This window comes from Zunongwangia sp. HGR-M22 (assembly GCF_027594425.1).
In the GTDB taxonomy this organism is placed as follows: Bacteria; Bacteroidota; Bacteroidia; order Flavobacteriales; family Flavobacteriaceae; genus Zunongwangia.
On record NZ_CP115159.1, the window covers coordinates 3,161,589 to 3,185,871 of the forward strand.

Sequence of the window (24,283 nt, forward strand, 5' to 3'; positions counted from 1 at the left end):
TAATTAATTCAATTTTTATCCTCCAATAGCGGTACAAATCGAAATTCTCCAAACTCAGTTTTGTCAAATTCGGTTGGCGATTTTCTTACAAACAAAGTCATAATCTGCACATCGTCCCCTACGGGGATCACCAGCCTTCCTCCTACTTTCAACTGCCCTAACAAATCTTTTGGAACAAACGGCGCTCCCGCAGTCACAATAATCTTATCGAAAGGCGCAAAAGAAGGCAAGCCTTTATATCCATCACCAAAACTTAAATATTTAGGACGATAGCCTATTTTATTTAAAAATGTCTTGGTTTTACGATACAACTCTCTTTGACGCTCGATACTATACACTCGCGCTCCCAACTCGCATAAAACTGCGGTCTGGTAACCACTACCCGTCCCAATTTCTAAAACATTTTCTCCTTCAGAGATTTCTAAAAGCTCACTTTGGAATGCCACCGTATAAGGCTGAGAAATTGTTTGATCTGCAGCAATTGGAAAAGCTTTATCTTGGTAAGCATGATCTTCAAAACTACTGTCCATAAAAAGATGACGCGGAATTTTACCAACCGCCTGCAATACACGACGATCTGTAATCCCTTTCTTGGTTATTATGTTTACCAATTGTTGCCTTTTCCCTTTATGTCTAAAAGTATCTTTATACAATTCTCAGCAGTTTTTTTTATTGTTCGAACCGTCTAAAACGGCTTAAAATCGGATATTCTAAGTTTTAAAAAAGCCTAAGTTTTCTAATTCATTTCAATTAAAAATAGCTCTTTCAACTAATAATTATCGAGCAAAAATAGGGAAACAAATTCTATTGCTCCAAGCAAAACCAGCCATGATATTAAGATAAAAATATAATCTGTTTACAATCAAAATAGTATTTTTGTAAAAAATCGAAGCTTATGCTTAAAGTTGGGGTACTAGGTGCCGGCCACCTGGGTAAAATCCATTTAAAATTACTGAAACAATCTTCAAAATATAATCTTATTGGCTTTTACGATGCCGATAAGGAAAATTCAGAAAAAATTGCAGTAGAATTTGGCTACACACCATACCATAATCTAGACCAGCTAATTGCAGATGTAGATGTGGTAGATGTAGTAACTCCTACACTTGCTCACTTTGATGTAGCAAAAAAGGTGATTTTAGCCAAAAAACATTTATTTATAGAAAAGCCTATTACCAACACTTATGAAGAAGCAAAAGAGCTTATAAAAATGGCTTCGGAAAATGGTGTAAAAGGACAGGTGGGGCATGTAGAACGTTTTAATCCGGCTTTTCGATCGGTTGTAGATCGTATTGAAAACCCTATGTTTATTGAAGCGCATCGTTTGGCTGAATTTAATCCTCGTGGCACCGATGTTCCCGTAGTTTTAGATTTGATGATTCACGATATCGATGCCATTCTTAGCGTTGTAAAATCTGAAGTAAAAAGCATTAACGCCAGCGGAGTCTCTGTAATTAGTGACACTCCAGATATTGCCAATGCAAGAATTGAATTCGAAAATGGCTGTGTTGCCAATTTAACGGCTAGCCGAATTTCGATGAAAAATATGCGTAAATCAAGATTTTTCCAAAGAGACGCCTACATTTCGGTAGATTTCTTAGAGAAAAAATGCGAGGTGGTAAAGATGAAAGATGCACCTAGCGAGCCAGATGAATTTGCCATGATCCTGCAAAATGCTGAAGGCGTTAAAAAACAAATATATTACGATAACCCATCGGTTTCTGCAAACAATGCCATCCTGGATGAGCTAGAAACTTTTGCCGATGCAATTAATAACGATACTACCCCGATCGTGACTTTAGAACAGGGCGCAAAAGCGCTTAAGATTGCCAATGCGGTGATCGCTAATTTTTAAACCACACAAAAACGGTACAGTATGAAAAATATTGCAGTTATTGGCGCGGGAACAATGGGAAACGGAATTGCCCATACTTTTGCCCAATTTGGATTTAAGGTACATCTTATTGATATTTCTAAAGAAAATCTTCAAAAAGGAGTGGATACGATCACTAAAAATTTAGATCGTATGTTGGCCAAAGAGAAGATTTCTGAAAAAGATAAAGAACAGACTTTAGCTAATATTTCAAGTTTTATCGATATCCCTTCAGGTGTAAAAAATGTTGATCTTGTTGTTGAAGCGGCTACCGAAAATGAAAATTTAAAACTCAAAATCTTTAGTCAGCTAAACGATATTTGCGATGAGAATACAATTTTAGCATCGAATACTTCTTCGATCTCGATCACTAAAATTGCTTCCGTAGTAAAAAATCAAGAGCGTGTTATTGGGATGCATTTCATGAATCCGGTGCCGATTATGAAACTGGTTGAAATTATTAGAGGTTACAATACTTCTGATGAAGTGACTGAAAAGATCATGAAACTTTCAGAAAAACTAAATAAAGTTCCTGTTGAAGTAAATGATTACCCGGGATTTGTAGCCAACAGAATTTTAATGCCAATGATTAACGAAGCTATCGAAACACTTTACAACGGTGTTGCCGGTGTTTACGAGATCGATACGGTAATGAAATTAGGCATGGCACATCCTATGGGACCTTTACAATTAGCCGATTTTATTGGTTTAGATGTTTGTCTTTCTATACTGGAGGTAATGTATAACGGCTTTAAAAATCCAAAATATGCACCTTGCCCTTTATTAGTAAATATGGTACAGGCCGGAAAATTGGGTGTAAAATCGGGAGAAGGATTTTATGATTATTCTGAAAACAAAAAGGCTGAAAAAGTATCAGCTCAGTTTGTTTAAAATTCAGATTAGTATTATTTAGTCTCTCATGCCAGACACCTTACGGGATCTCACTTAATTAATATTGTTATTTCTACTTGCCATGCTTAATATGTCTTTTAGCAAGGCAGGTTAGAAATTACAGTAAAATACGACTAAAAAGACCAAAAGAATTGGTGAAAATAACTCCTTTTAAAGCAGTACGACCTCAACGCGCAAAGGCGGGTCTGGTAGCTTCGCGCCCTTACGGTGAATATAATGAGGCCGAAATGCGTGCTAGATTAGATTATAATCCATATTCTTTTCTTCACATTCTTAATCCTGGCTATAAATTTCAGCACACCATTAGCGGTACGCAGAAATTTCAGCTGATTAAAAACAGGTATATGGAATTTAAAGAAGAAGACACCTTTATTCAGGATGAAAATCCTTGTTTTTATGTTTATAAAATGGAATCTCGTGATCTTTCCTGCTGCGGAATAATCGCTGCTGCAAGTGCCGAAGATTACAAAAATGGTATTATTAAAAAACATGAAGATACTATCGCCAGTCGCGAAATTTTATTTAAAGATTATGTAAAAACGGTTGGATTTAATACCGAGCCGGTCTTACTTACTTATGAAAACCGACCTGAAATTCAGGCATTTCTTGCTAAAATTATGCAACAAAATCCTGAATATGAATTTGCGACGCGACAACGAGAAATGCATTATCTGTGGAAAATTGACAATAAGGCTGAAATTGAGCAAATTCAGCAGTTCTTTTCGAATATGGATAGTATCTATATTGCCGATGGTCACCATCGTTGCGCCTCTTCTTTTTTATTATCGCAAGAATCTGCTAAAAATAACGAAAATCATACAGGCAAGGAATCTTACAATCATTTTCTAAGCTATTTTATTCCTGAAAATGATTTGAAAATATATCAATTCCGACGTCTAATTACCGATTTAAATGGCTATTCTAAAGAAGATTTTCTAATTAAACTTGATGAGCATTTTAGAATTGAAAATAGAAAGCTAGATGCATATCAACCAGAAAAAAAACATCATTTTAAAATGTATCTTGATGGCGAATTTTATTCGTTATACCTGCGTAAAACAAGCATGAATTTCACCGATACGCTTAGCCAATTAGATAGCCAAATTCTGTACGATCTTGTGCTAAAACCAATTTTAGGAATCAACGATCTACGTAAAGATAAACGTATCAATTACATTCCAGGAAAAAGAGATATTCTGGAAATGAAGAAATTAATTGATAGTGGCGAATTTTCGGTTGGTTTTGGTATGCTACCGGTTTCTATTTCAGAAATTAAAAAAATTGCAGACGAAGGCCTTACCATGCCACCAAAAAGCACCTATATCGAACCGAAATTAAGAAGCGGACTTACCATTTACGAGTTTTAAGTAGGAAAACTTTATTTGATTCTATTAATTATTATCTTGCAGTAGTTAAAGAAGTACCTAACTAACCGAAGAAATAACGCAGAATGAGTGTTGCTAAAAATATCAAAAAATATACTGAAGAACTTCCTGATACCGTAGATCTTGTGGCGATAAGTAAAACTAAGCCCAATGAAGATATCATGGAAGCCTATGAAGTGGGACAACGCATTTTCGGAGAAAATAAAATTCAGGAAATGACGGATAAATGGGAAGCTTTACCCAAGGATATCGAATGGCATATGGTTGGCCACGTACAAAGAAATAAGGTGAAATATATGGCGCCTTATGTTGGCTTGATTCATGCAGTTGATAGTCTAAAACTTTTAAAAGAAGTGAATAAACAGGCAAAAAAACATGACCGGGTGATTAGATGTTTGCTTCAGATAAAAATTGCTGAAGAAGATTCTAAATTCGGTATTTCTGCCGGTGAAGCTGAAGAAATCTTGCAATCTGCCGATTATAAAGCTTTCGAAAATGTAGCCGTTGTGGGCCTAATGGGAATGGCAACAAACACTGAAAATGATGATAAAGTCGCTGAAGAGTTCGATTACCTGCATTCGGTTTTTAAAGATTTCAGAGTAAAATACCCAGCAATTAAAGAGCTTTCAATGGGAATGAGTGGTGATTATAAAATCGCTGTAAAACATGGAAGCACCATGGTGAGAATAGGAAGTTCGATCTTTGGCGCTCGTAATTATAACTAAGAAAAAAGAAAGAAGATTTTTTGTACGCAATTTTAGACATAGAAACTACTGGCGGTAAGTATAACGAGGAAGGAATAACCGAAATTGCTATTTACAAATTCGACGGCGAAAAAGTGGTCGATCAATTTATAAGTTTGATCAATCCAGAGCGTCCTATACAGCCTTTTGTTGTTGGACTTACTGGAATTAACAATGAAATGCTTCGCAACGCGCCTAAATTTTATGAGGTTGCCAGGCGAATCGTAGAAATTACGGAAGATTGTATTATCGTTGCTCATAATGCTAAATTTGACTACCGAATTTTAAGGACAGAGTTTAAACGTCTTGGTTTTGAATTTCAGCGAAAATCTTTATGTACGGTAGAGCTGTCTAAAAAATTAATCCCAGATATGCCTTCTTACAGTTTAGGAAAACTGGTAAGAGCCTTGGGTATTCCGCTTAGCGATAGGCATCGTGCAAATGGCGATGCTCAGGCTACCGTTAAATTATTTAAGATGCTTTTGGCAAAAGACACCCAAAAGGACATTTTAAAGGATAACGTTAGGCAAGAGCCCAAACGGCAATTAGATAGTAAATTAGTGTATATACTCGAGGACCTACCGGCCATTACCGGAATTTATTATCTACATGACGAGGACGGCGAGATTATTTATATTGGTAAAAGTAAGAATATAAAGAAGCGTATTAATCAGCATTTTACAAATGAGCATGCGAAAGCTCGTGAAATGCAAAAAGAAGTAGCATCGGTTTCTTACGAATCTACCGGAAATGAACTTATAGCCCTACTTCGCGAAAATCAAGAAATAAAAAATAATAAGCCTAAGTATAACAGAGCTCTAAAGAAGAATATATTTACTCATGGCCTTTATCATTATACCGATAAAGATGGTTATATCAATTTAAAAATTAGCAAAGCAAGAACTGCAAAAAATTGTATCACCACCTTTAGCAGTTTAAGATCTGCTAGAAATACGCTTACTAACTGGATTGAAGAATATGAGCTTTGCGCAAGACTTTGTGGTGAACATCCCGGTTCAGGAAGTTGCTTCAACTACACCATTAAACACTGTCATGGTGCTTGCGTGGGCGAAGAAAATCCGGAAGAATACAATGAGAGAGTGCTACAACTTATTCAGAAATATTCTTATACCGATCAAAATATGCTGGTTATTGATCGTGGTCGGGAAATAGACGAAAAAAGTGCACTTTTAATTGAAGACGGAAAATTTAAAGGTGTTGGTTATTATAATCTTAATCATCAAATAAATAAGTTAGATATAATTAAATCTATCATTACACCTATGACGAATGATAGAGATGCCCAACACATCATCCAAAGCTACTTAAGAAGAAACAAAAAACTTAAAATCATCAATTTTTAGTAAAATGAATAAAATAATACTTGCGCTTTTGCTAATTTTCAGCACTAGCCTTTTCGCTCAAGAAGCAGATTCTCTCTTCAACAAACAAAACTTCAATGTAGATAACATAAGAGTTACCAAAGAAGATCTAGCTGCAAAAACTTATTTGCCAGACACCACTGCAAATGCTTTTTACATTTTTGAAAATGGTTTTAGCAAAATTGAAGATGGTGACGATTATCATTTATTTATCAATTACGAAGCAAAAATTAAAATTTTAAACAAAGAAGGCTATGATGAAGCCAGTATTGTTATACCTCTTTATAAAGGAAGTAGCAAATCTGAAAAAATTCATGATTTAAAAGCTTCTACATATTATCTGGACGGCTCAAAGATTAAAAGCACCACGTTATCCCAAAATAAAATTTTTACTGAAGAGGATGAAAAATATGATTACATAAAATTCACCTTTCCAGACATTCAACCTGGCGCTGTATTGGTTTATTCTTACACGAAGGAAACTCCGTATAAATTCAATTTTAATACCTGGTGGTTTCAAAAGGAAATTCCAAAAGCCTACAGCCGATATAAAACTGAAATTCCAGCAAATTACGAATATGGCATCGTAAAAATGGGAGAATTGCAATTAGACCAAAATGATGCTGAAATAAAGAAAAATTGTTTTTATGCAGGCCAATCTCAAAATGCTGGAGATTGCGTTGTGACCACTTATGCGATGAAAGAAATTCCGGCATTTATTGAAGAGGATTATCTTACATCTAAGTATAATTATATCTCGCGTATCGAATACGAGTTGAAGCAAATCACCATGTTAGATGGCTATGAACGCAAGTACACAAAAGAATGGAAAGACGTAGACAAAGAATTTAGAACAGATAAAAACATTGGTAGACAACTAAGAAAAAACAGACTGGTTAAAGAATTGCTACCCCCCGAAATTGCATCTCAAGAAAATAATCTTGATAAAGCTAAAGCCATTTACAATTTTGTAAGAGAAAATTACAAATGGAATGAAGAATATGGGATTTTTGATAAAATGAATCTAAAAGATCTTTTGGAAGAGCACACAGGCAACGTATCTTCATTAAACGTACTTCTACATAATTTTTACGACAATGAAGGGTTTAAAGTTTATCCTGTTATTAGTGCTACGCGCAACAGAGGATTTCCTAAAAAAATAATCCCAGTACTATCCGATTTCAATTATCTATTTGTACTATTAGATATTGATGGCAAAGAATATATGCTAGATGCTACAGACGAGTTTGTTGAATTTGGTCAACTCCCATTTAGAGCACTTAACCAATATGGCCGAAAACTAGATTTCGATAACGAAAGTAGCTGGATTGATATTAATCCTGAAGGCTATTCTCAAATCGCTTACCGCGATAGTTTAATTGTGCATGATGATGGAACTTCCACCACTAAATCTATCCAAAATCTTGTAGGTTATCACGCCTCTACAGCACGAAAAAAAATTGAAAAAAATACCGAAAAAGAAAATCTATTTAAAGCACTAAATGAGCTTCGTGATTCCTATAACCTTATTGATTTAAGTTATAAAGGCGAAAAAGATACAGATGAAAATTTAATTATCAATTACGAAGTTAAAAACCCTTCGCAAAAACTCAACAATAAAATTTACCTTAATCCATTTACTTTTCTATTTTGGAAAGAAAATCCTTTTAAATTAGAAAGTAGAAAATATCCAATAGATTTTGGTTATAAAGATGTTTATTCCAGCAGTATATTAATTAGCATACCGGCTAATTATGATATCGAAGAAATACCTTCGCAAGAAGTTGTGGCAGTCCCTAACAGTGCTGCAAAAATTCAATTTACGGCACAAAAATTAGATGCTAATAATATATTTGTAAATTTAAGAGTAGTATTTTCACAAACCATGTATGCTTCAGAATATTATCCTTATCTTAAAGAGTTTATGGACAAATTGGTCACTATTCAAACCCAGTCTATCATTGTGTTGCAAGAAAAGAATATTTAAATTCGCTAAAACTAATTGCGCTTGAAGACCAAAGACAATAGACCAGAGTGGAAAAAGAAGCTCTACGAAATTATTTACGAAGCTGATACCCCGATGGGGAAAATATTCGACATTGTCCTATTAGTGCTTATCGTATTTAGTGTTGCCTTAGTCATGTTAGAAAGCATAACTCATCTTCACGTAAAGTATTACTGGGAATTTTTTATTGCAGAATGGATCATCACCATATTTTTTACTATAGAATATATTGCCAGAATAGTGGTCATAAAACGGCCTAAAAGTTACATCTTTAGTTTCTACGGAATTGTAGATCTTCTTTCTACTTTACCCAGCTACCTCGGCTTTTTTATGGGCGGTAAAAATTTATTTTTTGCCATAAGAGCCTTAAGGTTACTACGCGTTTTTAGAGTACTAAAAATTACCCGTTATGTTGGCGAGTCTAATAAATTAATGATTGCACTTCAAAAAAGTAAAGCTAAGATTCTTGTTTTCTTATTTGCAGTTTTTATTATTTGTATTATCACCGGCACTTTAATGCATCTTATAGAAGGAAAAGCCGGCGGCTTTACAAACATCCCTATAAGCATTTACTGGTGTATTGTAACACTTACTACGGTAGGATTTGGGGATATCGCACCTATTACGCCTCTTGGGCGACTACTGGCTTCGCTGTTAATGATTGTGGGCTATGGCATTATAGCAGTGCCTACTGGAATTGTAGGCGCTGAATATAGCAGAGCTACCGACGAAAGTATCGCCGATAATACTCAGGTTTGTCCTCATTGCCATGAAGAACAGCATTTAGCCGATGCCGAATTTTGCCATAACTGCGGAAATAAATTAAATGACTGATAAAATACTTATAAGTGTTGTTGGGCCAACTGCGATTGGAAAAACAGCACTGGGAATAAAAATTGCTAATTATTTTGATACTGAAATTATTTCAGCCGATTCAAGACAATTTTTTAAGGAAATGAATATAGGCACCGCAGTGCCCGACCCTGAAGAATTATTAGCTGCAAAACATCATTTTATACAACACATATCGATAGAAGACCATTATTCGGTTGGGGATTTTGAAAAAGAGGCGATTTCTAAAATTTCTGAATTATTTTTAGATCACGATGTAGTAGTTCTGGTTGGCGGAAGTGGATTATATGTAAAAAGTATAATTGAGGGCTTAGATGATTTCCCAGATATCAATCCTGAAATTCGCAAAGAGCTCAATGAAATATTAAATAACGAAGGGCTAAAACCACTTCAGAAAAAACTGAAACATTTAGATCCTGAATACTTTGCTAATGCCGATATCGAAAATCCGCATCGTATTATTAGAGCGCTTGAAATTTGTATGGGAACTGGTAAAAAATTTTCCTCATTCCGTAGTCAGAAAAAATCGCAAAGAGATTTTAAAACTATAGAAATTGGTCTAAAAGCAGATCGACAAATAATCTACGATCGCATTAATAAACGGGTAGATTTGATGATGCAAGCCGGACTTTTAGAAGAGGCCAAGAACCTCTATCCCAAAAAACATCTCAACGCCTTAAATACTGTTGGCTACAAAGAACTCTTCAGTTATATAGATAACGAAATTGCACTGGATTTTGCCATTTCTGAAATTAAAAAAAATACGCGCCATTTCGCCAAAAGGCAGCTAACGTGGTTTAGAAAAAATGACAACATTCATTGGTTTGATTATCAAACCAAACCTGAAAAGATTAATGCTTTTATTTCCGAAGAATTAAAAAAACTACAATAACTTGATAATTTAGACAAAGCTAATTCAGTAAAGGTATCGGAATATTCTGCTTCCAATGAAACAGAATATTCCTTCCCTCGAAACTGAAAATTTTTATTTATTAAAACTATGCTTTGCTTTCTTCTTCTTTGTTTTTTACAACAAGTCTAAATCCTTCACCGTGAATATTTAAAATCTCCACGTTTTCGTCTTTTTTAAGATACTTACGCAATTTTGCGATATAAACATCCATACTTCTAGATGTAAAGTAGTTATCGTCTCTCCAAATCTTAGTTAAGGCTAACTCTCTTGGCATTAAGTCATTTTCATGCAAAGCTAACAGACGAAGCAATTCATTTTCCTTAGGAGAAAGTTTTTGAGCTTCTTCGTCCTTATAAGTTAAAAATCGAAGTTTAGAGTTTAGGTGAAAACCTCCAATCTCGAATTCAAATTGCTTACTATCGGCAACGCTATCTGTAGCTTTACGCTGCATGATTGCTTTAATTTTCATAAGCAATACTTCGCTATCAAAAGGCTTGTTTAGGTAATCATCTGCTCCTACTTTGTATCCTTTTAATACATCCTCTTTCATCGCTTTTGCGGTTAAGAAGATAATTGGAATTTCTTCATTCTTTTCACGAATTTCTTTCGCTAAAGTAAATCCATCTTTGTAAGGCATCATCACATCAAGAATACAAAGGTCGAAATCATCTTTTTTGAATTTTTCGAATCCTTCCATTCCGTTTTTTGCGTGAGTTACCTCGTAATCGTTCATTGCTAGGTAATCTTTAAGAACGGTTCCAAAGTTTGGATCGTCCTCTACTAGTAAAATTTTCTTGTTTTCAGTTTCCATATATTATGATATTAGTGGTAATTTAATTATAAACGTACTTCCTTTTCCTTTTTCGCTATTAACGCTAATTTGACCGTGGTGATCATCTAAAATCTGCTTTACATAAGCTAATCCTAATCCATGTCCTTTTACATTATGGATATCACCGGTATGTTCTCTATAAAATTTTTCAAATATTTTTTTCTGAACATTTCTCGTCATCCCTGCACCCTGATCTCTTATTTTCACGATAATATAATTCTTAACATTCTCAGTATAAATATCGATTTTGGGTTCGTTTTCACTATACTTAATAGCATTGTCAAGGATATTTACTATAACATTGGTAAAATGATCTTCGTTGGCTAATATTGAAGATTTTAAGGCACCAAAATGAGTTTGAATATATCCTCCTCGATCTTCAACAATTAACTCTACATGAGTTATTGCATCTAAAACAATGTCGTGCAGTTGCAAACGCTCTTTTCTTAAATCGAGCTCGTTTTTTTCTAATTTTGAAATTCGTAAAACATTTTCTACCTGCGCATGCATCCTTTTATTCTCATCCCTAATCATTTTAAGATACCGAAACACTTTAGTTTCATCTGCAATAATTTTCGGATTTTTAATCGCATCTAATGCAAGATTAATTGTAGCAATTGGCGTTTTAAATTCATGCGTCATATTATTAATAAAGTCAGTTTTTATCTGCGATATTTGACGCTGTCTGATTAACTGTGATAACGCACTAGAGTAGGCTATTACAATAATTAAAGTAAATACTATGGATAAAACAGCCATTAACGTTACTGATGATAATACGACCCCTTTTTTGCCTTTAAAATTTACAAGCAATTGATAACTACTATCCCCTGCTCTATCTAAAAATAAAGGAACTCCGTAAGTAGCAGGATGAGCTACATCAAAGCCATCTGAATGTACTCCTGTTTCTATTGAATTGCTATATACAGCAAACTCAAATTTAGTATCAAGATCGCGGCTTGCTAATTCTCGTCTTAGCAAGTTACGTATCGTTTTCTCTGAAACTCGTTTTCTTAAGGGTTGTCTTGCAGCTGCTTCAGATATAACATCTCGCAAGATTTCTTTCTCATAATCCTCCAAACGCATTACACGCTCCATAATATCTGAAGGTGTTCTAGCAGCACCTGTATCCTTACCTACATCTTTTACAATTTTGGTAACTTTACGGTTTATAAGTTTCTTCATCTGAATGCTATCGTTCTTTTTTTCGGCACCCAAAAAATCAGAAGAAATTTTATAATCTGCTTCCTGTATACTACCAAAGTTAAAAACCTCTTCATTCTTCAGCTCGTCCCGAGTAGCAATTAGATATTCGGTTAGTGTAACCTTATCTATCGTTTGTTCAGTATTTTTTAGCTGAGATTCGTATTCAAAAATATAGCGTTCAAACTCTTTGTTTTGAATTTGTTCTGAGACTTTAATTAAAACCTGTTTTGCGCTGTAAGAAAACTGTTCCTCTCTGTCTTCAACTGTACTCTTAATCCAGTAGCCCTGTACAAAAATGATACCTATAAGGGATAAACTCATTAAGACAACGAGTAGTACAAACAACTTCTTATTCATGTCCCAAAAGTAATATTTTAACATTTAGAGCATAACTGGTTTAACCAAATGTTAACAGAGAACTTAGGAAATTTTAGCCGACTTTAAGATTATATCGTTTAATTGTACAACTTGTTTCTTAGAATCTTCAATTTCTTCATTAATTATCTCAAAATCGGCTATTCTACGCTTGGTGGCATCATCCCATTGATTATCCATTCTGGATTCAATATCTTCTCTTTTTAGACTATCCTCTCGCTTAAGCAGCCTTTTAATTCTTATTTCTTTTGGCGCTGAAACCAAAACAGTATAATCAAAGTTCTTCTGACTACCCTTTTCGAATAAAATTGCAGCTTCGTATATGATATATGGGTAAGTTTGTCGCTTAAACCACTCTTTAAAATGCTGGGCTACAGCAGGATGAATTATAGCATTCAGTTTTTCTAAGAGCTCTTTGTCGTTAAAGACTTTGGAAGCAATAAAAGCTCGATTGGGCAAATCCTTGTTGTAAGATTCTTCACCCAATAAATCGATTATTTTCTTACGAATCTCGGCAGATGTGTTCATCAGTTCTTTACCCGCATCATCAGCAATATAAACGGGAACTCCAAGTTCCTTAAACATTTTAGAAATTGTAGTTTTCCCAGCACCTATGCCTCCTGTTAGCCCTACTTTAATCATCTTTTAATGATAAATTGAATTTTCCGCTCGTTTAAACGTACATTATTTACAATTCTAGGCTTCTTACTTACTTTAGCCAACATATACCCAACACCTTCCTGAATTTCAGTAAAATCACATATAACTTTAAACTGTTCTCCTTTTACGTATTCGTAATTTTTAAGATTTACCTGATAGTATACCATTACTTTTTTGGGGAATATTGTAAGATTTGTTCCTCTTGGAACATTAATTACCTCAACAGGAATTTCAACATTTCCTTCCGTAAATTTTTCGATTTTCTGGTTATAGTCTACTGTATTTCGGTAAAAATTAAGCATCCCAAGATTACTGGTATCGATAGCCACCGTACCAGAAATGCTTTTATTCAAATTATCACCTTTAATGGACTTCGTAGTAATACTGGTTAAGGTATCTATAATATTTTGAGGGCCGCTCACTGTTACGCTATCGGGTTGAAGATGCACATTTTCTATAGCCGAGAATCCTACATCATAATTTAAATCGGTTTTCGGTAAAACCACGATGCGTTTTTCTTTTCTGGGCTGAAAATCAAAAACTAGAGAATCTTTAAGGAAATTAGCATTATCAAAATCTATATTTAACTGATTCTCTATAGTATTTCTATTATCCCGAATATTGTATACCAATTGCGAACCAACTTCTTTTGTATTGCTTAGATCTATCGTTAATCCCGGTTTAAATAGCTGATATTTCCAAATCAATAAAAATCCTTTTGCTTCCAGATTAAATTTTAAACTTTTAGGAGAGTCTTGCAGGCTTTTATCAAGAGGCATATTTACATACGTAAGAGGAATTTCCACATTACGGTTATACTCTTTAGAGAGTTGAACTAAAACCCATAAAATTGCAGAAAAAATTAAAAAGAAACCAAACACCTGTACGTTGGCTTTTTTGATTTTTTTACCTCCTATGTTTCCGTAACTACGCATCTTTAAAAAATAATCCCGGATAAGCTTCCTCCGGATCTGTTTTACGAATTAACATGGTATATGACGATTTTATGAATCCATAACCATATCCAAAAAACTGAATAATAGTTGCAATAACAGCTAAAAAGCCTATTCTAAGACTTTTGGTTTTTATGCTCGCTGCTAAAAACAATATCAGGAAATATAATACATATAATCCTAACATCCACCAAATATCTAAACGAGTAGCCAGTGCAGATATTACAAAACCGGTTATAAATATAGACGGAAACCAGTAGGTGATTTTAGCGCTACCTTTATGCCAACGGTTTAATATTGGCCGCGTAAGTCCAAATTTATGAACCTGATTATAAAACTTTTCCCAATCTATTCTTCTTTTATGAAATACCACTGCCTTAGGAATAAGACAGGTTTTAAAACCAAGTTTTTCCAAACGTAGTGAAAGATCTGGATCTTCACCAGGATGAATACTACCAAAACCGCCGGTAACCTCAAAAGCTTCTTTAGAAAGCCCCATGTTAAAACTTCTTGGCTGAAATTTGTTAACAGCCTTTTTTCCTCCACGAATTCCTCCGGTAGTAAGAAAAGAGGTCATGCTAAAATCTATCGCTTTTTGAATATTGCTAAAAGTTTTATGAGCCCCATCGGGACCACCAAAACAATCACAATAATTCTCTTCTAAGCCTTCATCAACTTGTGCTAAATAATCTTCAGGTAAAATAACATCGCTATCTAAAATAAGAAAGTAATTTCCTTTAGCCCTTTGCATTCCATAGTTCCTTGATTTACCCGGGCCAGAATTATCTTTAAAATAATAGCTAATATGAAGTTTATCTTCAAACTCTTTAATAACCTCTTTTGAGGTATGGCTAGAACCATCTTCGATAATAACCACCTCAAATTTTCGATTAAAGTTTAGAGCCGTCATGCTTTGTAGCAATTCTCTAGTCTCTTGAGGACGGTTATAAACAGGAACGATAAAAGAATATTCTCTATTCATCTGATGAATAATAGCAAGATGATTTAATAAGTGAAGTTAAAAAAGAAAAACTGAATTTATCTCAAATTAAGCTAAGCTTAACGATATTGCCAAGCCATAACTTCAAGATAAATTCAGTTTTAAATTTCAGCAAAAATTACTTTTCGCCTTCTTTCTCTACAAAAGCTTCCATAACTTCCTGGCTTACTCCTACATTAGAGAAACCTCCGTCGTGATATAAATTCTGTAAAGTTACTTTTTTTGTAAGGTCAGAAAATAATGTAATGGTGTACTCTGCACACTCTTGTGCTGTTGCGTTCCCTAGTGGAGACATTTTATCGGCGTATGCAATAAATCCATCAAAACCTTTTACACCCTGCCCAGCAGTTGTTGGTGTTGGTGACTGAGAAATAGTATTTACTCTCACTTTTTTATCCTTTCCGAAGAAATAACCAAAACTACGAGCGATACTTTCTAAATATGCTTTATTATCAGCCATATCATTATAATCTGGAAATACACGCTGTGCTGCCATATAAGAAAGCGCTACGATACTCCCCCACTCGTTCATGGCGTCTTTTTTATAAAGCGCTTGCATGGTTTTGTGAAAAGATACTGCAGAAACATCCCAACCTTTTGCTGTGAAATCATAATTTTGATTGGTGTAATGATTACCCTTTCTTACGTTTACAGACATTCCGATAGAGTGAAGTACAAAGTCGATTTTTCCGCCAAGAATTTCTACTGCTTTATCTACTAGATTTTCAAGGTCTTCAACTTTTGTTGCATCTGCAGGAATAATTTCAGATCCGGTTTGCTCAGCTAATGTTTTGATGCTTCCCATTCTCATGGCAATTGGTGCGTTAGTAAGCACAAATTCTGCACCCTCTTCATGTGCTTTAACGGCTGTTTTCCATGCAATAGAATTCTCATCTAAAGCCCCGAAAATGATTCCTTTTTTTCCTTTTAAAAGGTTATATGACATGTCGAAATATGTTTTTAGATTCTTTCAGCCGGTAAATATAGTAAAATTCACTGCAGCCAAAGGTTTTTTAAAATCTATTAATTCTCAAGAAGCGATACCGCATGCGCCCGCGCAGATTCTCCTATGGATTTTCCACCAAGCATCATAGCCAGTTCGTCTATACGTTCCTCGCGCTCTAATTTGCGTATTTTGGTACTTGTAATTTCGCCGGTATCTTCTTTAAAGATTTTAAAATGAGCACTTCCTTTACCGGCAATTTGCGGCAAGTGAGTTATAGCAAGTACTTGCATACTCTGTCCCATTTTCTGTAAAATTTCTCCCATTTTTTGTGCAATATCTCCAGAAACACCGGTGTCAATTTCATCAAAAATAATAGTAGGCAAATTACTTTGAGCTGCTAAAATACTTTTAACAGCAAGCATTATTCTGGACAGCTCACCACCAGAAGCTGCCTTGCGTATTTCTTTAAAGCTTCCGCCCTTATTTGCGGCTAAATACCATCCTAAAGTATCGTTTCCATTAGCAAAAAACTTTTCTCCTTGTTCTAAGCTAATTTTCAATTTGGCATTTGGCATGCCCAATCCGCTTAATATTTCTTCGGTTTCTTTTACAAAAGGGGAAATTATTTTCTGTCTGCGATCGTGAAGATTTTTAGCCAATTTTGATAATCGATCTTCTTGTTTTTGTATTGCTGAAGCAATTTCAGCTAAAGCTTCGTCTGCATTTTCACTTACCGCCACCTGCTTTCTAAGTTCTTCTGCTATTTCCAGTAATTCTGAAATCTCTGAAACATTATGCTTTTTCTGAAGATTGTAAATTAGCTGAAGCTTATCGTTGGTTTTCTCTAATTCCTGAGGATCAGCTTCGGTATTTTCTAAAGCGGCTTCTAACTCTGCATTAATATCATCTAATTCGATGATAACACTTTGCACACGTTCGTGCATACTTTCGTAATTTGCTGAAAATCTTGAAATTTTAGCTAAATTATTTCGAACCTCTTTAAGCGTGCTTAAACTTCCTATCTCCTCTTGAGTGATAAAGTTGATCGCTGCATTTAATTGCTCTGTTAATTCTTCAACGTTATTCAGCTCTTCATATCGCGTCTCGAGCTCTTCCAGCATTCCAGATTCTAGTTTTGCTTCATCTATTTCATTCAGCAAAAACACATTATAATCGTATTCTTTAGTTGCCTGCGCCTGCTCTTCTTTTAAAACGTCCTGACGCTTTTGTAAAGCCCGAAGTTCTTTTAAAGCTTCCCTATAGTCTAAATTTAAAGCTTCATTGTTGGCAATAGTATCGATCACCTGAAACTGATAATCGGTATTTCCTAAACTTAAAGTTTCGTGCTGACTATGGATGTCTATTAAATAATTCCCTAAACTATTAAGACTTACCAAAGTTACCGGCGTATCATTTACGAAAGCACGCGATTTGCCTGAAGCTAGGATCTCTCTTCTAATTATCGTTTTAGGTTCGTAATCTAAGTCGGCTTTTTCAAAAAAGTTTGTTAGGCCATAATTAGAAACATCAAAAACTCCTTCTATCACACATTTTTTATCGGGATTTTTAATCGAACTATAATCTGCCCGATTTCCCAAAAGCAAACCTAATGCACCCAGCATAATAGATTTTCCTGCTCCGGTTTCTCCAGTAATAATGGTAAAACCGGGTTGCAAATTCATGTTGATATCTTCGATCAACGCGTAATTTTTAATAGATAAAGATGTAAGCAATTTTCTTAGAATTTGAGTCTAAATATAAGGGAGATATTGGCAGTAATCAACCGCCAGCTAAATAAATATTATTACTTAATTTGTCGCCACTTACGAGCATAACTTGGCGCCATACTGGTTAACTTTTGAGTAAGACCTCTGGTACCCACATCGGGACCGCCAGTAAAAACAGCTACAATTTCGTCTGATTTTGCGTCAAAAAACATTCGTAACAATAGCGAATTTCGACGTATAGAATTCATAGCTCTTAAACCTTCTAGAGCTGCAGCTATAGATTTTTTTCCTTCATCAAGATTCTCATGCATTCTATCTAAACCTTGCCTATGGTAAGTGTACATGGCGTTCCTGTATTCTTTGAATGAATTTGAAAGTAAATCTGCATTCATCCTAAAACGAGAGCTGGTATTACCGGTTGGTTGCCAGCCACCACTATTACTTTGCTGGGCAACGGTAACAATTTGTTTAGCTTCTTCAAAAAAAGGTGTCCCACCATCCTGCTGAAAAGAATCGGCATCTAAACCAAGAATAGTATAAACATAAAAACTTACTACAGAAACTAAATTAGAGCTATAAGAATTCTGGTTATAATTTAGTGGCTGATATTCTCGGTATGCAAAATTAAAATCGTCGTCATTATAATTGAATATCGGAGAGACCATATCTGAACCAAAAACAGGTCTTGAAGATTGCACCTGAATACTGGCTGAAAAATTTTCTCCTTCAAAGGAATTAATCGTGATAAACATACTACAATTAATTCGTTGCTCTGGTGGTAATTCACGGCCCGTCCAACTCGTAGTATTCACAAATTCCTGAAGGGAACTTTTTAAGGTTTTAAATACGCTTAAGTTCGCTTGTCCCGTTTGCTCTGCATTAATTTGAATACTGCAATTAAGTTCCTGTGCCTTCAACTGAAAGCAAGAAAACAAAACTAATATTGCAATTATCCTATTCATGAAACAGATTAATTAATTCGTTTAGAATGTCCTGCGCTACCTCAGACTTCTGTTTTAACCCAAAAGTTTTAACTTCTTCAGCAAAAACAAAACTTACTTTATTCGTATCGCTTTGAAAACCCGCGCCTTTATCCTGTAAAGAATTTAGCACAACAAAATCGAGATTCTTTCTTTTCAGTTTAGATTTTGCATTTTCTAACTCGTTATTAGTTTCTAAAGCAAATCCAATTAATTTCTGATGACGCTTATTTTCGCCTAAAGCTTTTAAAATATCCTGTGTTTTGATGAGTTTTATAGTTAAATTCTCATCTGCTTTTTTAATTTTTTGATCAGATACTTTTTCTGGAGTATAATCTGAAACTGCCGCTGCTGCTATAACTGCGTGTACACTTCCAAAATGCTCCATAACTGCATCGTACATTTGCTGGGTATTGGTGACTTTTATTAAATTCACCAGATCTTTTTCTATCTGCAAATGTGTGGGACCAGAAACCAAAATTACCTCAGCGCCCAAATTTGCGGCAACTTTTGCAATTTCATACCCCATTTTACCACTACTGTGATTGCCTATAAAACGTACGGGATCTATAGCTTCGTAAGTTGGCCCCGCTGTAACCATTATCTTTTTACCTTTTAAAGGTAAAGATGCCGACAAATCATTTTCTAAAAAACTAATTATTTCTTCGGGTTCGGCCATTCTTCCTTTACCGCTTAATCCACTAGCAAGTTCTCCTGTTCCCGCAGGAATCATAAGATTACCGTAATTTTCTAAAGTTTCGAAATTATTTTTAGTAGAAGGATGCTTGTACATATCCAGATCCATAGCAGGTGCATAATAAACCGGACATTTGGCCGAAGCATATGTTGCGAGTAAAAAGTTATCACTATTACCCGAAACCATCTTGGAAAGTGTATTGGCTGTTGCGGGCGCGATAAGCATAATATCTGCCCATAATCCTAGTTCTACATGATTATTCCAAACTTCGTTTTCTTCTTCAGTAAAAGAAGAATAAACTTCGTTTTTGGAAAGCGTAGAAAGGGTAAGCGGAGTAATAAATTCTTTTGCAGCCGGCGTCATCACCACACGGACTTCTGCGCCGGCTTTAATAAAAAGTCGAACTAACGAGGCCGTTTTATAAGCCGCAATACCGCCGGTTATACCCAAAAGTATTTTTTTGCCTCGTAGTACAGACATAATATTAGAATCTATTATTAAGAATCTTAATTAGATTGCTTCTTCTGAATCTTTGGTGTTACGATAGTAAATCTTATCGCTTAACCACTCTTCTACTGCCAAAGCATGTGGCTTAGGAAGTCTTTCGTAAAACTTAGAAACTTCAATTTGCTCCTTATTTTCGAAAATTTCATCTAAACTATCGTTGTAAGTTGCAAACTCATCCAGCTTTTCCAATAGCTCTTTTTTGATTTCTGAATTGATCTGATTAGCTCTTTTAGCGATAATTGAAATTGCCTCGTAGATGTTATCTGTAGGGGCATCAATCTTGTTTTTGTCGAGCGTAGTAGTATTAACCGCTGCTTCAGTTTTTTTAATATCCATTTTCCTTAAACTAATTAAAAGTTTTCAACCTTGCTTGTATCTCTTCGTATGCTTCGTCTACATTCGCAAGATACTCACCATCAGGATAACTCTTCTTGTATGCCTGATAATATTCTTTCGCTTCTTGTAAACGTTCTTGCATTAAATTCCTATAACTATTAATAGCATAAGAATATGCTGCGTCAAATCTTAGGTAAAACGCTTCTTCGCGATATGGTGTCCCAGGATAATCTGCTATAAAATTATTGAATGAGGTAATTGCCGCGGTAAAGTTTCCTTCGCGATAATTCCCCCCAATTCTCCAATATTGTTTAGCTATTTCAAATGCTTTTTTCTCTAATTTTAATCGCAGCTCGGTTGCCATAACATTGGCTTCCTCTACATATTCACCATCAGGATACTTGTTAAGATAATTTTGTAGTGCCTCTACAGCCTTATTTGTATCTGTTTGATCTAACTCGAAACGTGGTGATTCTTCATAGTAACTTTTAGCCGCTTTAAAAGATGCTTCTTCTACCTTATCACTATTTGGATAAGATTGAACAAATCGCTCAAACTCAAAACTTGACAAATAATAATCCCCAACCTGATAATAAGAATCGGCATAAAGATAGCTTAATTTCTCACCCTGAGGTTTTCCACGGTATTGGGGTAAAATCTGTTCAAAAAGACGAAGCGCTTTTCTATATTTACGGTTGCTATCTTCTTCTTTAGCCTCATTGTAAAGTTTTTCAGCAAAGGTGTATTTATCACCCGCATTCTCACTTTTTAACACTTTTTGGTAGTCACTACAGGACTGAAGAATAAAAATAAAACCTAGTAAGAGTAATCCTTTTCTCATCATTTGTAAAAACATCTTGCAAAAGTACAGTTTTTGGAATTATAAAAAAAACTTTCCGTACCTACAACATTAACAGTAAAAGCCTTTATTTATTATAGCTGAGCGAAGTTTATTTTTCTATTCGGAAATTTTCTTCTGCTCTAAACGAAAAAAAGCTGCCTAAAGCAGCTTTAATTTATATCGAAATTAATCAAATTCTTGCTAAACGATAGCGGTATGAAATTGATTAATAAATTCACCAATTTTGTTTTGCAATCCTTCTGAAGCATTTACCAAAGGCAATCTTACATTTTTATCGCAGATTCCTTTTTTCTCTAATATTGCTTTAATACCTACCGGATTACCTTCAGCAAAAGCCAAATCTATAGAAGGCGCTATTTTGTAATGTATTTGGTAGGCTTCTTTTGCGTTTCCTTCCAAACCTAATTGTACCATTTGGGAAAATTCAGCAGGAAATGCCTGCCCTATTACAGAAATCACTCCTGCTCCACCAGCAAGCGTCATTGGCAGTGTAATCATATCGTCACCAGAAATCACTTTAAAATCTTCTGGCACAAGACTAATCAACTTCATAGCCTGTACTATATCTCCCGCTGCTTCCTTCACTCCTATTACATTATCACATTCCAGAGCAATTCTAGCAATAGTTTCTGGCAACATATTAGATCCTGTTCTTCCAGGTACATTATATAAAATTATAGGTAGCGGTGATGCTTCTGCTATCATTTTAAAATGCTGAAAAATCCCTTCCTGCGATGGTTTACTATAATATGGAGAAACCGATAAAACTGCCTGAAAATCTTTAAGGTTTGTAGATTTAACTTCGTCTACCACAGCCATAGTATTATTTCCTCCTATCCCTAAAACCAAAGGAAGACGACCATTATTTACTGTAACAATACATTTAATTACCTGTTCTTTTTCCTGTTTAGTAAGCGTTGTATATTCTCCTGTAGTTCCTAAAACTACAAGATAATCGATACCATTTGCGATTTGATCTTCTACCAATCGCTCTAAAGCTTCAAAATCTACACTTAGATCATTTTTAAAAGGAGTTACTAATGCCACTCCTGTGCCTACAAACGCGCTCATCTTCTCGTATTCGTTTAATTTCATCAATATTTCAGCGTCATTTTTAAATAGTAACCTATACTAACTCTCACTCTTCAGTTAATAAATTCCTATTTTATCAAAAGCTTTATTCAAGCAAATTTCACATGATGCTGGTCGACAAATGTAAATAATTTCATATAGAATTTTACTAGCAGGAGATCCTCAATATCGCTACCTATTTCTATATTTAACAGGTTTGTTTTTTTTGTTACAATAAATACACATTATCGCCTACCTTCATTAATTTCTTCGGAAGAAAAACGGCATACTTTCTGAATCTGTTTACCTTTGTAGCGCAATTTTAAATTTCTATGAAAAGAAACATTCTATTATTTTTTTCAGCAATAAGTATACTTACTTTTTCGGCCTGTAAATCTGGCCCCGGAAATTCCAAGACTCAAATTGAAGCCAAAGAAATTCCTATCGATAGCACAATTTCAGCAGATAAAGAAATCGAAGATTACATTGCTCCCTATAAAGAACATCTTAATGAAACCTTAGATACGCCCATAGCCTACAATCCAACTGTCTTAAGCAAAGGAGAAAAGGGGATGAATACCGGTATTGGTAATCTAATGGCCGATATTGTGATGGAACAATCTAATCCTGTTTTTGAAAATCGCACCGGTAATTCTATTGATTTTGTTTTGCTGAATTATGGCGGTATTCGTGCCGAATTAAATAAAGGGGATATTACAACGCGTGATGCCTACAACATGATGCCTTTTGAAAATCAAATTGTAATTGCTGAATTATCTGGGAAAAAGGTAAAAGACTTACTTTCTTATCTTGAAAAAGGAAAATCTGCACATCCTGTTAGCGGCATAAAAATAAATATGGATAAAGATTATCACATTACTGAAGCCAGTGTAAACGGACAAAAAATTAATGAATCTCAAAATTATTTCATAGCAACTTCAGATTATTTACAACAAGGTGGAGATAGTATGAACTTTTTTAAAGATCCAGTTAATTTATACAATATCGATTATAAATTGAGAAATGCTATTATCGATTATTTTGAAAAAACCGATACCATTACGGCTACACAAGACGATAGATTTATTAAAGAATAGCTGAAAATAAACATTATGAAAAGAAGAAATTTTATTCAGCAAACATCAGCAGCTTCAGCATTTGTAGGATTAGGTGGTTTATCTTCACTTAGTTTTACTGAAGCTCCAAAACACATTACTATACTTCATACTAACGATGTACACAGTCATATCGAAGCATTTGGCCCAGATCACCATAGGAATCCAAACATGGGCGGAGTAGCTAAAAGAGCTGTTTTAATTGAAAGAATAAGGCGTGAAAACCCTAATACGCTTTTGTTGGATGCCGGAGATATTTTTCAGGGAACGCCGTATTTTAATTTTTATGGCGGCGAGCTGGAATTCAAATTAATGAGCAAATTAAAGTATGATGCTTCTACTTTAGGTAATCATGATTTTGATAACGGAATCGATGGTTTATATGCTCAACTTCCTCATGCAGATTTTGATTTTCTGATCTCAAATTACGATTTCAGTAATACTATTATGGACGGGCACACAAAACCGTACAAAATTTTCACAAAAAGCGATATTAAAATCGGCGTTTTTGGTGTAGGAATAGAATTAAAAGGTCTGGTTAACGATAAGCTATACAAAGAAACGAAGTATCTGGATCCTGTTGAAATGGCCACAGACATGAGTAACGTTTTGAAAAACGAAGAAAACTGCGATCTCGTTATTTGTCTCTCTCACCTGGGATATAAATATGACAGCCAAAAAATGGATGACCATAAATTAGCCGCTAAAACCGATAATATCGATTTAATTATTGGAGGTCACACCCATACTTTTTTAAACAAACCTACTGTGATTAAAAACAAAGTAGACAAAGAGGTAATGATTAATCAAGTAGGATGTTACGGACTTTATCTAGGCCGAATTGATTTTTATTTAAACGGAAAAAAACCTTCTGTTAGCAACGGTAAAAGTATGCAGGTTTAATTCAGAATATCTATAATCGAAGATCTAAAATTGTTTATTTTGTAAGCA

23 protein-coding genes are annotated in these 24,283 nt (G+C 34.7%); 10 read left to right on the top strand and 13 right to left on the bottom strand.

The window, feature by feature from the left end; genetic code table 11:
- Window positions 1-8: 8 nt before the first annotated feature.
- A complete protein-coding gene (locus PBT91_RS13680) occupies window positions 9-653 on the bottom strand; it encodes a protein-L-isoaspartate(D-aspartate) O-methyltransferase (protein ID WP_270059018.1) in 645 nt (214 codons plus the stop codon).
- A 242-nt stretch (window positions 654-895) separates the two neighbouring features.
- Here PBT91_RS13680 and PBT91_RS13685 point away from each other — a divergent pair, with 242 nt between their 5' ends.
- The 8 genes from PBT91_RS13685 to miaA all read left to right on the top strand — a co-directional run bounded on the left by PBT91_RS13685 (window position 896) and on the right by miaA (window position 10,044).
- Complete coding sequence (locus PBT91_RS13685; RefSeq protein WP_270059019.1) at window positions 896-1,855, top strand: Gfo/Idh/MocA family protein; 960 nt, start codon at window positions 896-898, stop codon at window positions 1,853-1,855.
- A 21-nt stretch (window positions 1,856-1,876) separates the two neighbouring features.
- Window positions 1,877-2,764 carry a 3-hydroxyacyl-CoA dehydrogenase family protein gene (locus tag PBT91_RS13690; RefSeq protein ID WP_270059020.1) on the top strand — a complete coding sequence of 296 codons (888 nt, stop codon included), beginning with the start codon at window positions 1,877-1,879 and terminating at the stop codon, window positions 2,762-2,764.
- A gap of 152 nt (window positions 2,765-2,916) precedes the next feature.
- Window positions 2,917-4,152 (top strand): DUF1015 domain-containing protein, encoded by a 1,236-nt coding sequence (locus PBT91_RS13695; RefSeq protein WP_270059021.1) that lies wholly within the window; start codon window positions 2,917-2,919, stop codon window positions 4,150-4,152.
- Window positions 4,153-4,235: 83 nt separating this feature from the next.
- A complete protein-coding gene (locus tag PBT91_RS13700; RefSeq protein WP_270059022.1) occupies window positions 4,236-4,895 on the top strand; it encodes a YggS family pyridoxal phosphate-dependent enzyme in 660 nt (219 codons plus the stop codon).
- A 20-nt stretch (window positions 4,896-4,915) separates the two neighbouring features.
- Entirely contained in the window at window positions 4,916-6,277 is a 1,362-nt protein-coding gene (locus tag PBT91_RS13705; protein WP_270059023.1) for an exonuclease domain-containing protein, read from the top strand.
- A 4-nt stretch (window positions 6,278-6,281) separates the two neighbouring features.
- Window positions 6,282-8,282: a DUF3857 domain-containing protein gene (locus tag PBT91_RS13710; RefSeq protein ID WP_270059024.1), complete on the top strand. Its 2,001-nt coding sequence runs from the start codon at window positions 6,282-6,284 to the stop codon at window positions 8,280-8,282.
- 21 nt (window positions 8,283-8,303) lie between these two features.
- Window positions 8,304-9,134, top strand: a complete 831-nt coding sequence (locus tag PBT91_RS13715) for an ion transporter (RefSeq protein WP_270059025.1) — start codon at window positions 8,304-8,306, stop codon at window positions 9,132-9,134.
- Window positions 9,127-10,044, top strand: a complete 918-nt coding sequence (miaA, locus tag PBT91_RS13720) for a tRNA (adenosine(37)-N6)-dimethylallyltransferase MiaA (protein ID WP_270059026.1) — start codon at window positions 9,127-9,129, stop codon at window positions 10,042-10,044. Before PBT91_RS13715 ends, miaA begins: the two co-directional genes overlap by 8 nt.
- A gap of 106 nt (window positions 10,045-10,150) precedes the next feature.
- Here the strand turns inward: miaA and PBT91_RS13725 are convergent, their stop codons facing one another.
- The 12 genes from PBT91_RS13725 to dapA all read right to left on the bottom strand — a co-directional run bounded on the left by PBT91_RS13725 (window position 10,151) and on the right by dapA (window position 22,217).
- Window positions 10,151-10,876: a response regulator transcription factor gene (locus tag PBT91_RS13725; protein ID WP_270059027.1), complete on the bottom strand. Its 726-nt coding sequence runs from the start codon at window positions 10,874-10,876 to the stop codon at window positions 10,151-10,153.
- Window positions 10,877-10,879: 3 nt separating this feature from the next.
- Window positions 10,880-12,460 carry a sensor histidine kinase gene (locus PBT91_RS13730; protein WP_270061470.1) on the bottom strand — a complete coding sequence of 527 codons (1,581 nt, stop codon included), beginning with the start codon at window positions 12,458-12,460 and terminating at the stop codon, window positions 10,880-10,882.
- A 63-nt stretch (window positions 12,461-12,523) separates the two neighbouring features.
- Complete coding sequence (gene coaE, locus PBT91_RS13735) at window positions 12,524-13,120, bottom strand: dephospho-CoA kinase (protein WP_270059028.1); 597 nt, start codon at window positions 13,118-13,120, stop codon at window positions 12,524-12,526.
- Window positions 13,117-14,073 carry a YbbR-like domain-containing protein gene (locus PBT91_RS13740; protein ID WP_270059029.1) on the bottom strand — a complete coding sequence of 319 codons (957 nt, stop codon included), beginning with the start codon at window positions 14,071-14,073 and terminating at the stop codon, window positions 13,117-13,119. The genes coaE and PBT91_RS13740 overlap by 4 nt, the downstream gene beginning before the upstream one ends.
- Window positions 14,066-15,073, bottom strand: a complete 1,008-nt coding sequence (locus tag PBT91_RS13745; protein WP_270059030.1) for a glycosyltransferase — start codon at window positions 15,071-15,073, stop codon at window positions 14,066-14,068. Before PBT91_RS13745 ends, PBT91_RS13740 begins: the two co-directional genes overlap by 8 nt.
- A gap of 136 nt (window positions 15,074-15,209) precedes the next feature.
- Window positions 15,210-16,037, bottom strand: a complete 828-nt coding sequence (locus PBT91_RS13750) for an enoyl-ACP reductase FabI (RefSeq protein ID WP_270059031.1) — start codon at window positions 16,035-16,037, stop codon at window positions 15,210-15,212.
- Between the two features lie 77 nt (window positions 16,038-16,114).
- Window positions 16,115-17,770, bottom strand: coding sequence for a DNA repair protein RecN (recN, locus tag PBT91_RS13755; RefSeq protein WP_270059032.1), 1,656 nt, complete (start codon window positions 17,768-17,770; stop codon window positions 16,115-16,117).
- Between the two features lie 71 nt (window positions 17,771-17,841).
- Window positions 17,842-18,726 carry a type IX secretion system protein PorD gene (porD, locus tag PBT91_RS13760; protein ID WP_270059033.1) on the bottom strand — a complete coding sequence of 295 codons (885 nt, stop codon included), beginning with the start codon at window positions 18,724-18,726 and terminating at the stop codon, window positions 17,842-17,844.
- A complete protein-coding gene (gene coaBC / locus PBT91_RS13765) occupies window positions 18,719-19,921 on the bottom strand; it encodes a bifunctional phosphopantothenoylcysteine decarboxylase/phosphopantothenate--cysteine ligase CoaBC (RefSeq protein ID WP_270059034.1) in 1,203 nt (400 codons plus the stop codon). Before coaBC ends, porD begins: the two co-directional genes overlap by 8 nt.
- A gap of 30 nt (window positions 19,922-19,951) precedes the next feature.
- Entirely contained in the window at window positions 19,952-20,284 is a 333-nt protein-coding gene (locus PBT91_RS13770; protein ID WP_270059035.1) for a DNA-directed RNA polymerase subunit omega, read from the bottom strand.
- Window positions 20,285-20,294: 10 nt separating this feature from the next.
- Window positions 20,295-21,128: an outer membrane protein assembly factor BamD gene (locus tag PBT91_RS13775; RefSeq protein ID WP_333474193.1), complete on the bottom strand. Its 834-nt coding sequence runs from the start codon at window positions 21,126-21,128 to the stop codon at window positions 20,295-20,297.
- A 198-nt stretch (window positions 21,129-21,326) separates the two neighbouring features.
- The gene (gene dapA, locus PBT91_RS13780; RefSeq protein ID WP_270061471.1) at window positions 21,327-22,217 is read right to left on the bottom strand and encodes a 4-hydroxy-tetrahydrodipicolinate synthase; all 891 of its coding nucleotides are present in this window, start codon (window positions 22,215-22,217) and stop codon (window positions 21,327-21,329) included.
- A 332-nt stretch (window positions 22,218-22,549) separates the two neighbouring features.
- On the opposite strand from dapA, the gene PBT91_RS13785 reads away from it, so the two are divergent.
- Together PBT91_RS13785 and PBT91_RS13790 are read left to right on the top strand one after the other, a co-directional pair.
- A complete protein-coding gene (locus tag PBT91_RS13785; RefSeq protein ID WP_270059037.1) occupies window positions 22,550-23,314 on the top strand; it encodes a 5'-nucleotidase C-terminal domain-containing protein in 765 nt (254 codons plus the stop codon).
- 15 nt (window positions 23,315-23,329) lie between these two features.
- On the top strand, window positions 23,330-24,235 hold the full coding sequence (locus tag PBT91_RS13790) for a bifunctional metallophosphatase/5'-nucleotidase (RefSeq protein ID WP_270059038.1): 906 nt from the start codon (window positions 23,330-23,332) through the stop codon (window positions 24,233-24,235).
- Window positions 24,236-24,283 lie beyond the last annotated feature (48 nt).

Bases quoted from the DNA above. Each gene is read 5' to 3' on its own strand.
- miaA (WP_270059026.1), top strand. From the start codon at position 9,127: ATGACTGATAAAATACTTATAAGTGTTGTTGGGCCAACTGCGATTGGA.
- PBT91_RS13690 (WP_270059020.1), top strand. From the start codon at position 1,877: ATGAAAAATATTGCAGTTATTGGCGCGGGAACAATGGGAAACGGAATT.
- PBT91_RS13745 (WP_270059030.1), bottom strand. From the start codon at position 15,073: ATGAATAGAGAATATTCTTTTATCGTTCCTGTTTATAACCGTCCTCAA.
- coaE (WP_270059028.1), bottom strand. From the start codon at position 13,120: ATGATTAAAGTAGGGCTAACAGGAGGCATAGGTGCTGGGAAAACTACA.
- PBT91_RS13685 (WP_270059019.1), top strand. From the start codon at position 896: ATGCTTAAAGTTGGGGTACTAGGTGCCGGCCACCTGGGTAAAATCCAT.
- PBT91_RS13725 (WP_270059027.1), bottom strand. From the start codon at position 10,876: ATGGAAACTGAAAACAAGAAAATTTTACTAGTAGAGGACGATCCAAAC.
- porD (WP_270059033.1), bottom strand. From the start codon at position 18,726: ATGAATAGGATAATTGCAATATTAGTTTTGTTTTCTTGCTTTCAGTTG.
- PBT91_RS13790 (WP_270059038.1), top strand. From the start codon at position 23,330: ATGAAAAGAAGAAATTTTATTCAGCAAACATCAGCAGCTTCAGCATTT.
- PBT91_RS13710 (WP_270059024.1), top strand. From the start codon at position 6,282: ATGAATAAAATAATACTTGCGCTTTTGCTAATTTTCAGCACTAGCCTT.
- PBT91_RS13730 (WP_270061470.1), bottom strand. From the start codon at position 12,460: ATGAATAAGAAGTTGTTTGTACTACTCGTTGTCTTAATGAGTTTATCC.
- dapA (WP_270061471.1), bottom strand. From the start codon at position 22,217: ATGAGCGCGTTTGTAGGCACAGGAGTGGCATTAGTAACTCCTTTTAAA.
- PBT91_RS13770 (WP_270059035.1), bottom strand. From the start codon at position 20,284: ATGGATATTAAAAAAACTGAAGCAGCGGTTAATACTACTACGCTCGAC.
- PBT91_RS13750 (WP_270059031.1), bottom strand. From the start codon at position 16,037: ATGTCATATAACCTTTTAAAAGGAAAAAAAGGAATCATTTTCGGGGCT.
- PBT91_RS13785 (WP_270059037.1), top strand. From the start codon at position 22,550: ATGAAAAGAAACATTCTATTATTTTTTTCAGCAATAAGTATACTTACT.
- PBT91_RS13740 (WP_270059029.1), bottom strand. From the start codon at position 14,073: ATGCGTAGTTACGGAAACATAGGAGGTAAAAAAATCAAAAAAGCCAAC.
- PBT91_RS13775 (WP_333474193.1), bottom strand. From the start codon at position 21,128: ATGATGAGAAAAGGATTACTCTTACTAGGTTTTATTTTTATTCTTCAG.
- coaBC (WP_270059034.1), bottom strand. From the start codon at position 19,921: ATGTCTGTACTACGAGGCAAAAAAATACTTTTGGGTATAACCGGCGGT.
- PBT91_RS13700 (WP_270059022.1), top strand. From the start codon at position 4,236: ATGAGTGTTGCTAAAAATATCAAAAAATATACTGAAGAACTTCCTGAT.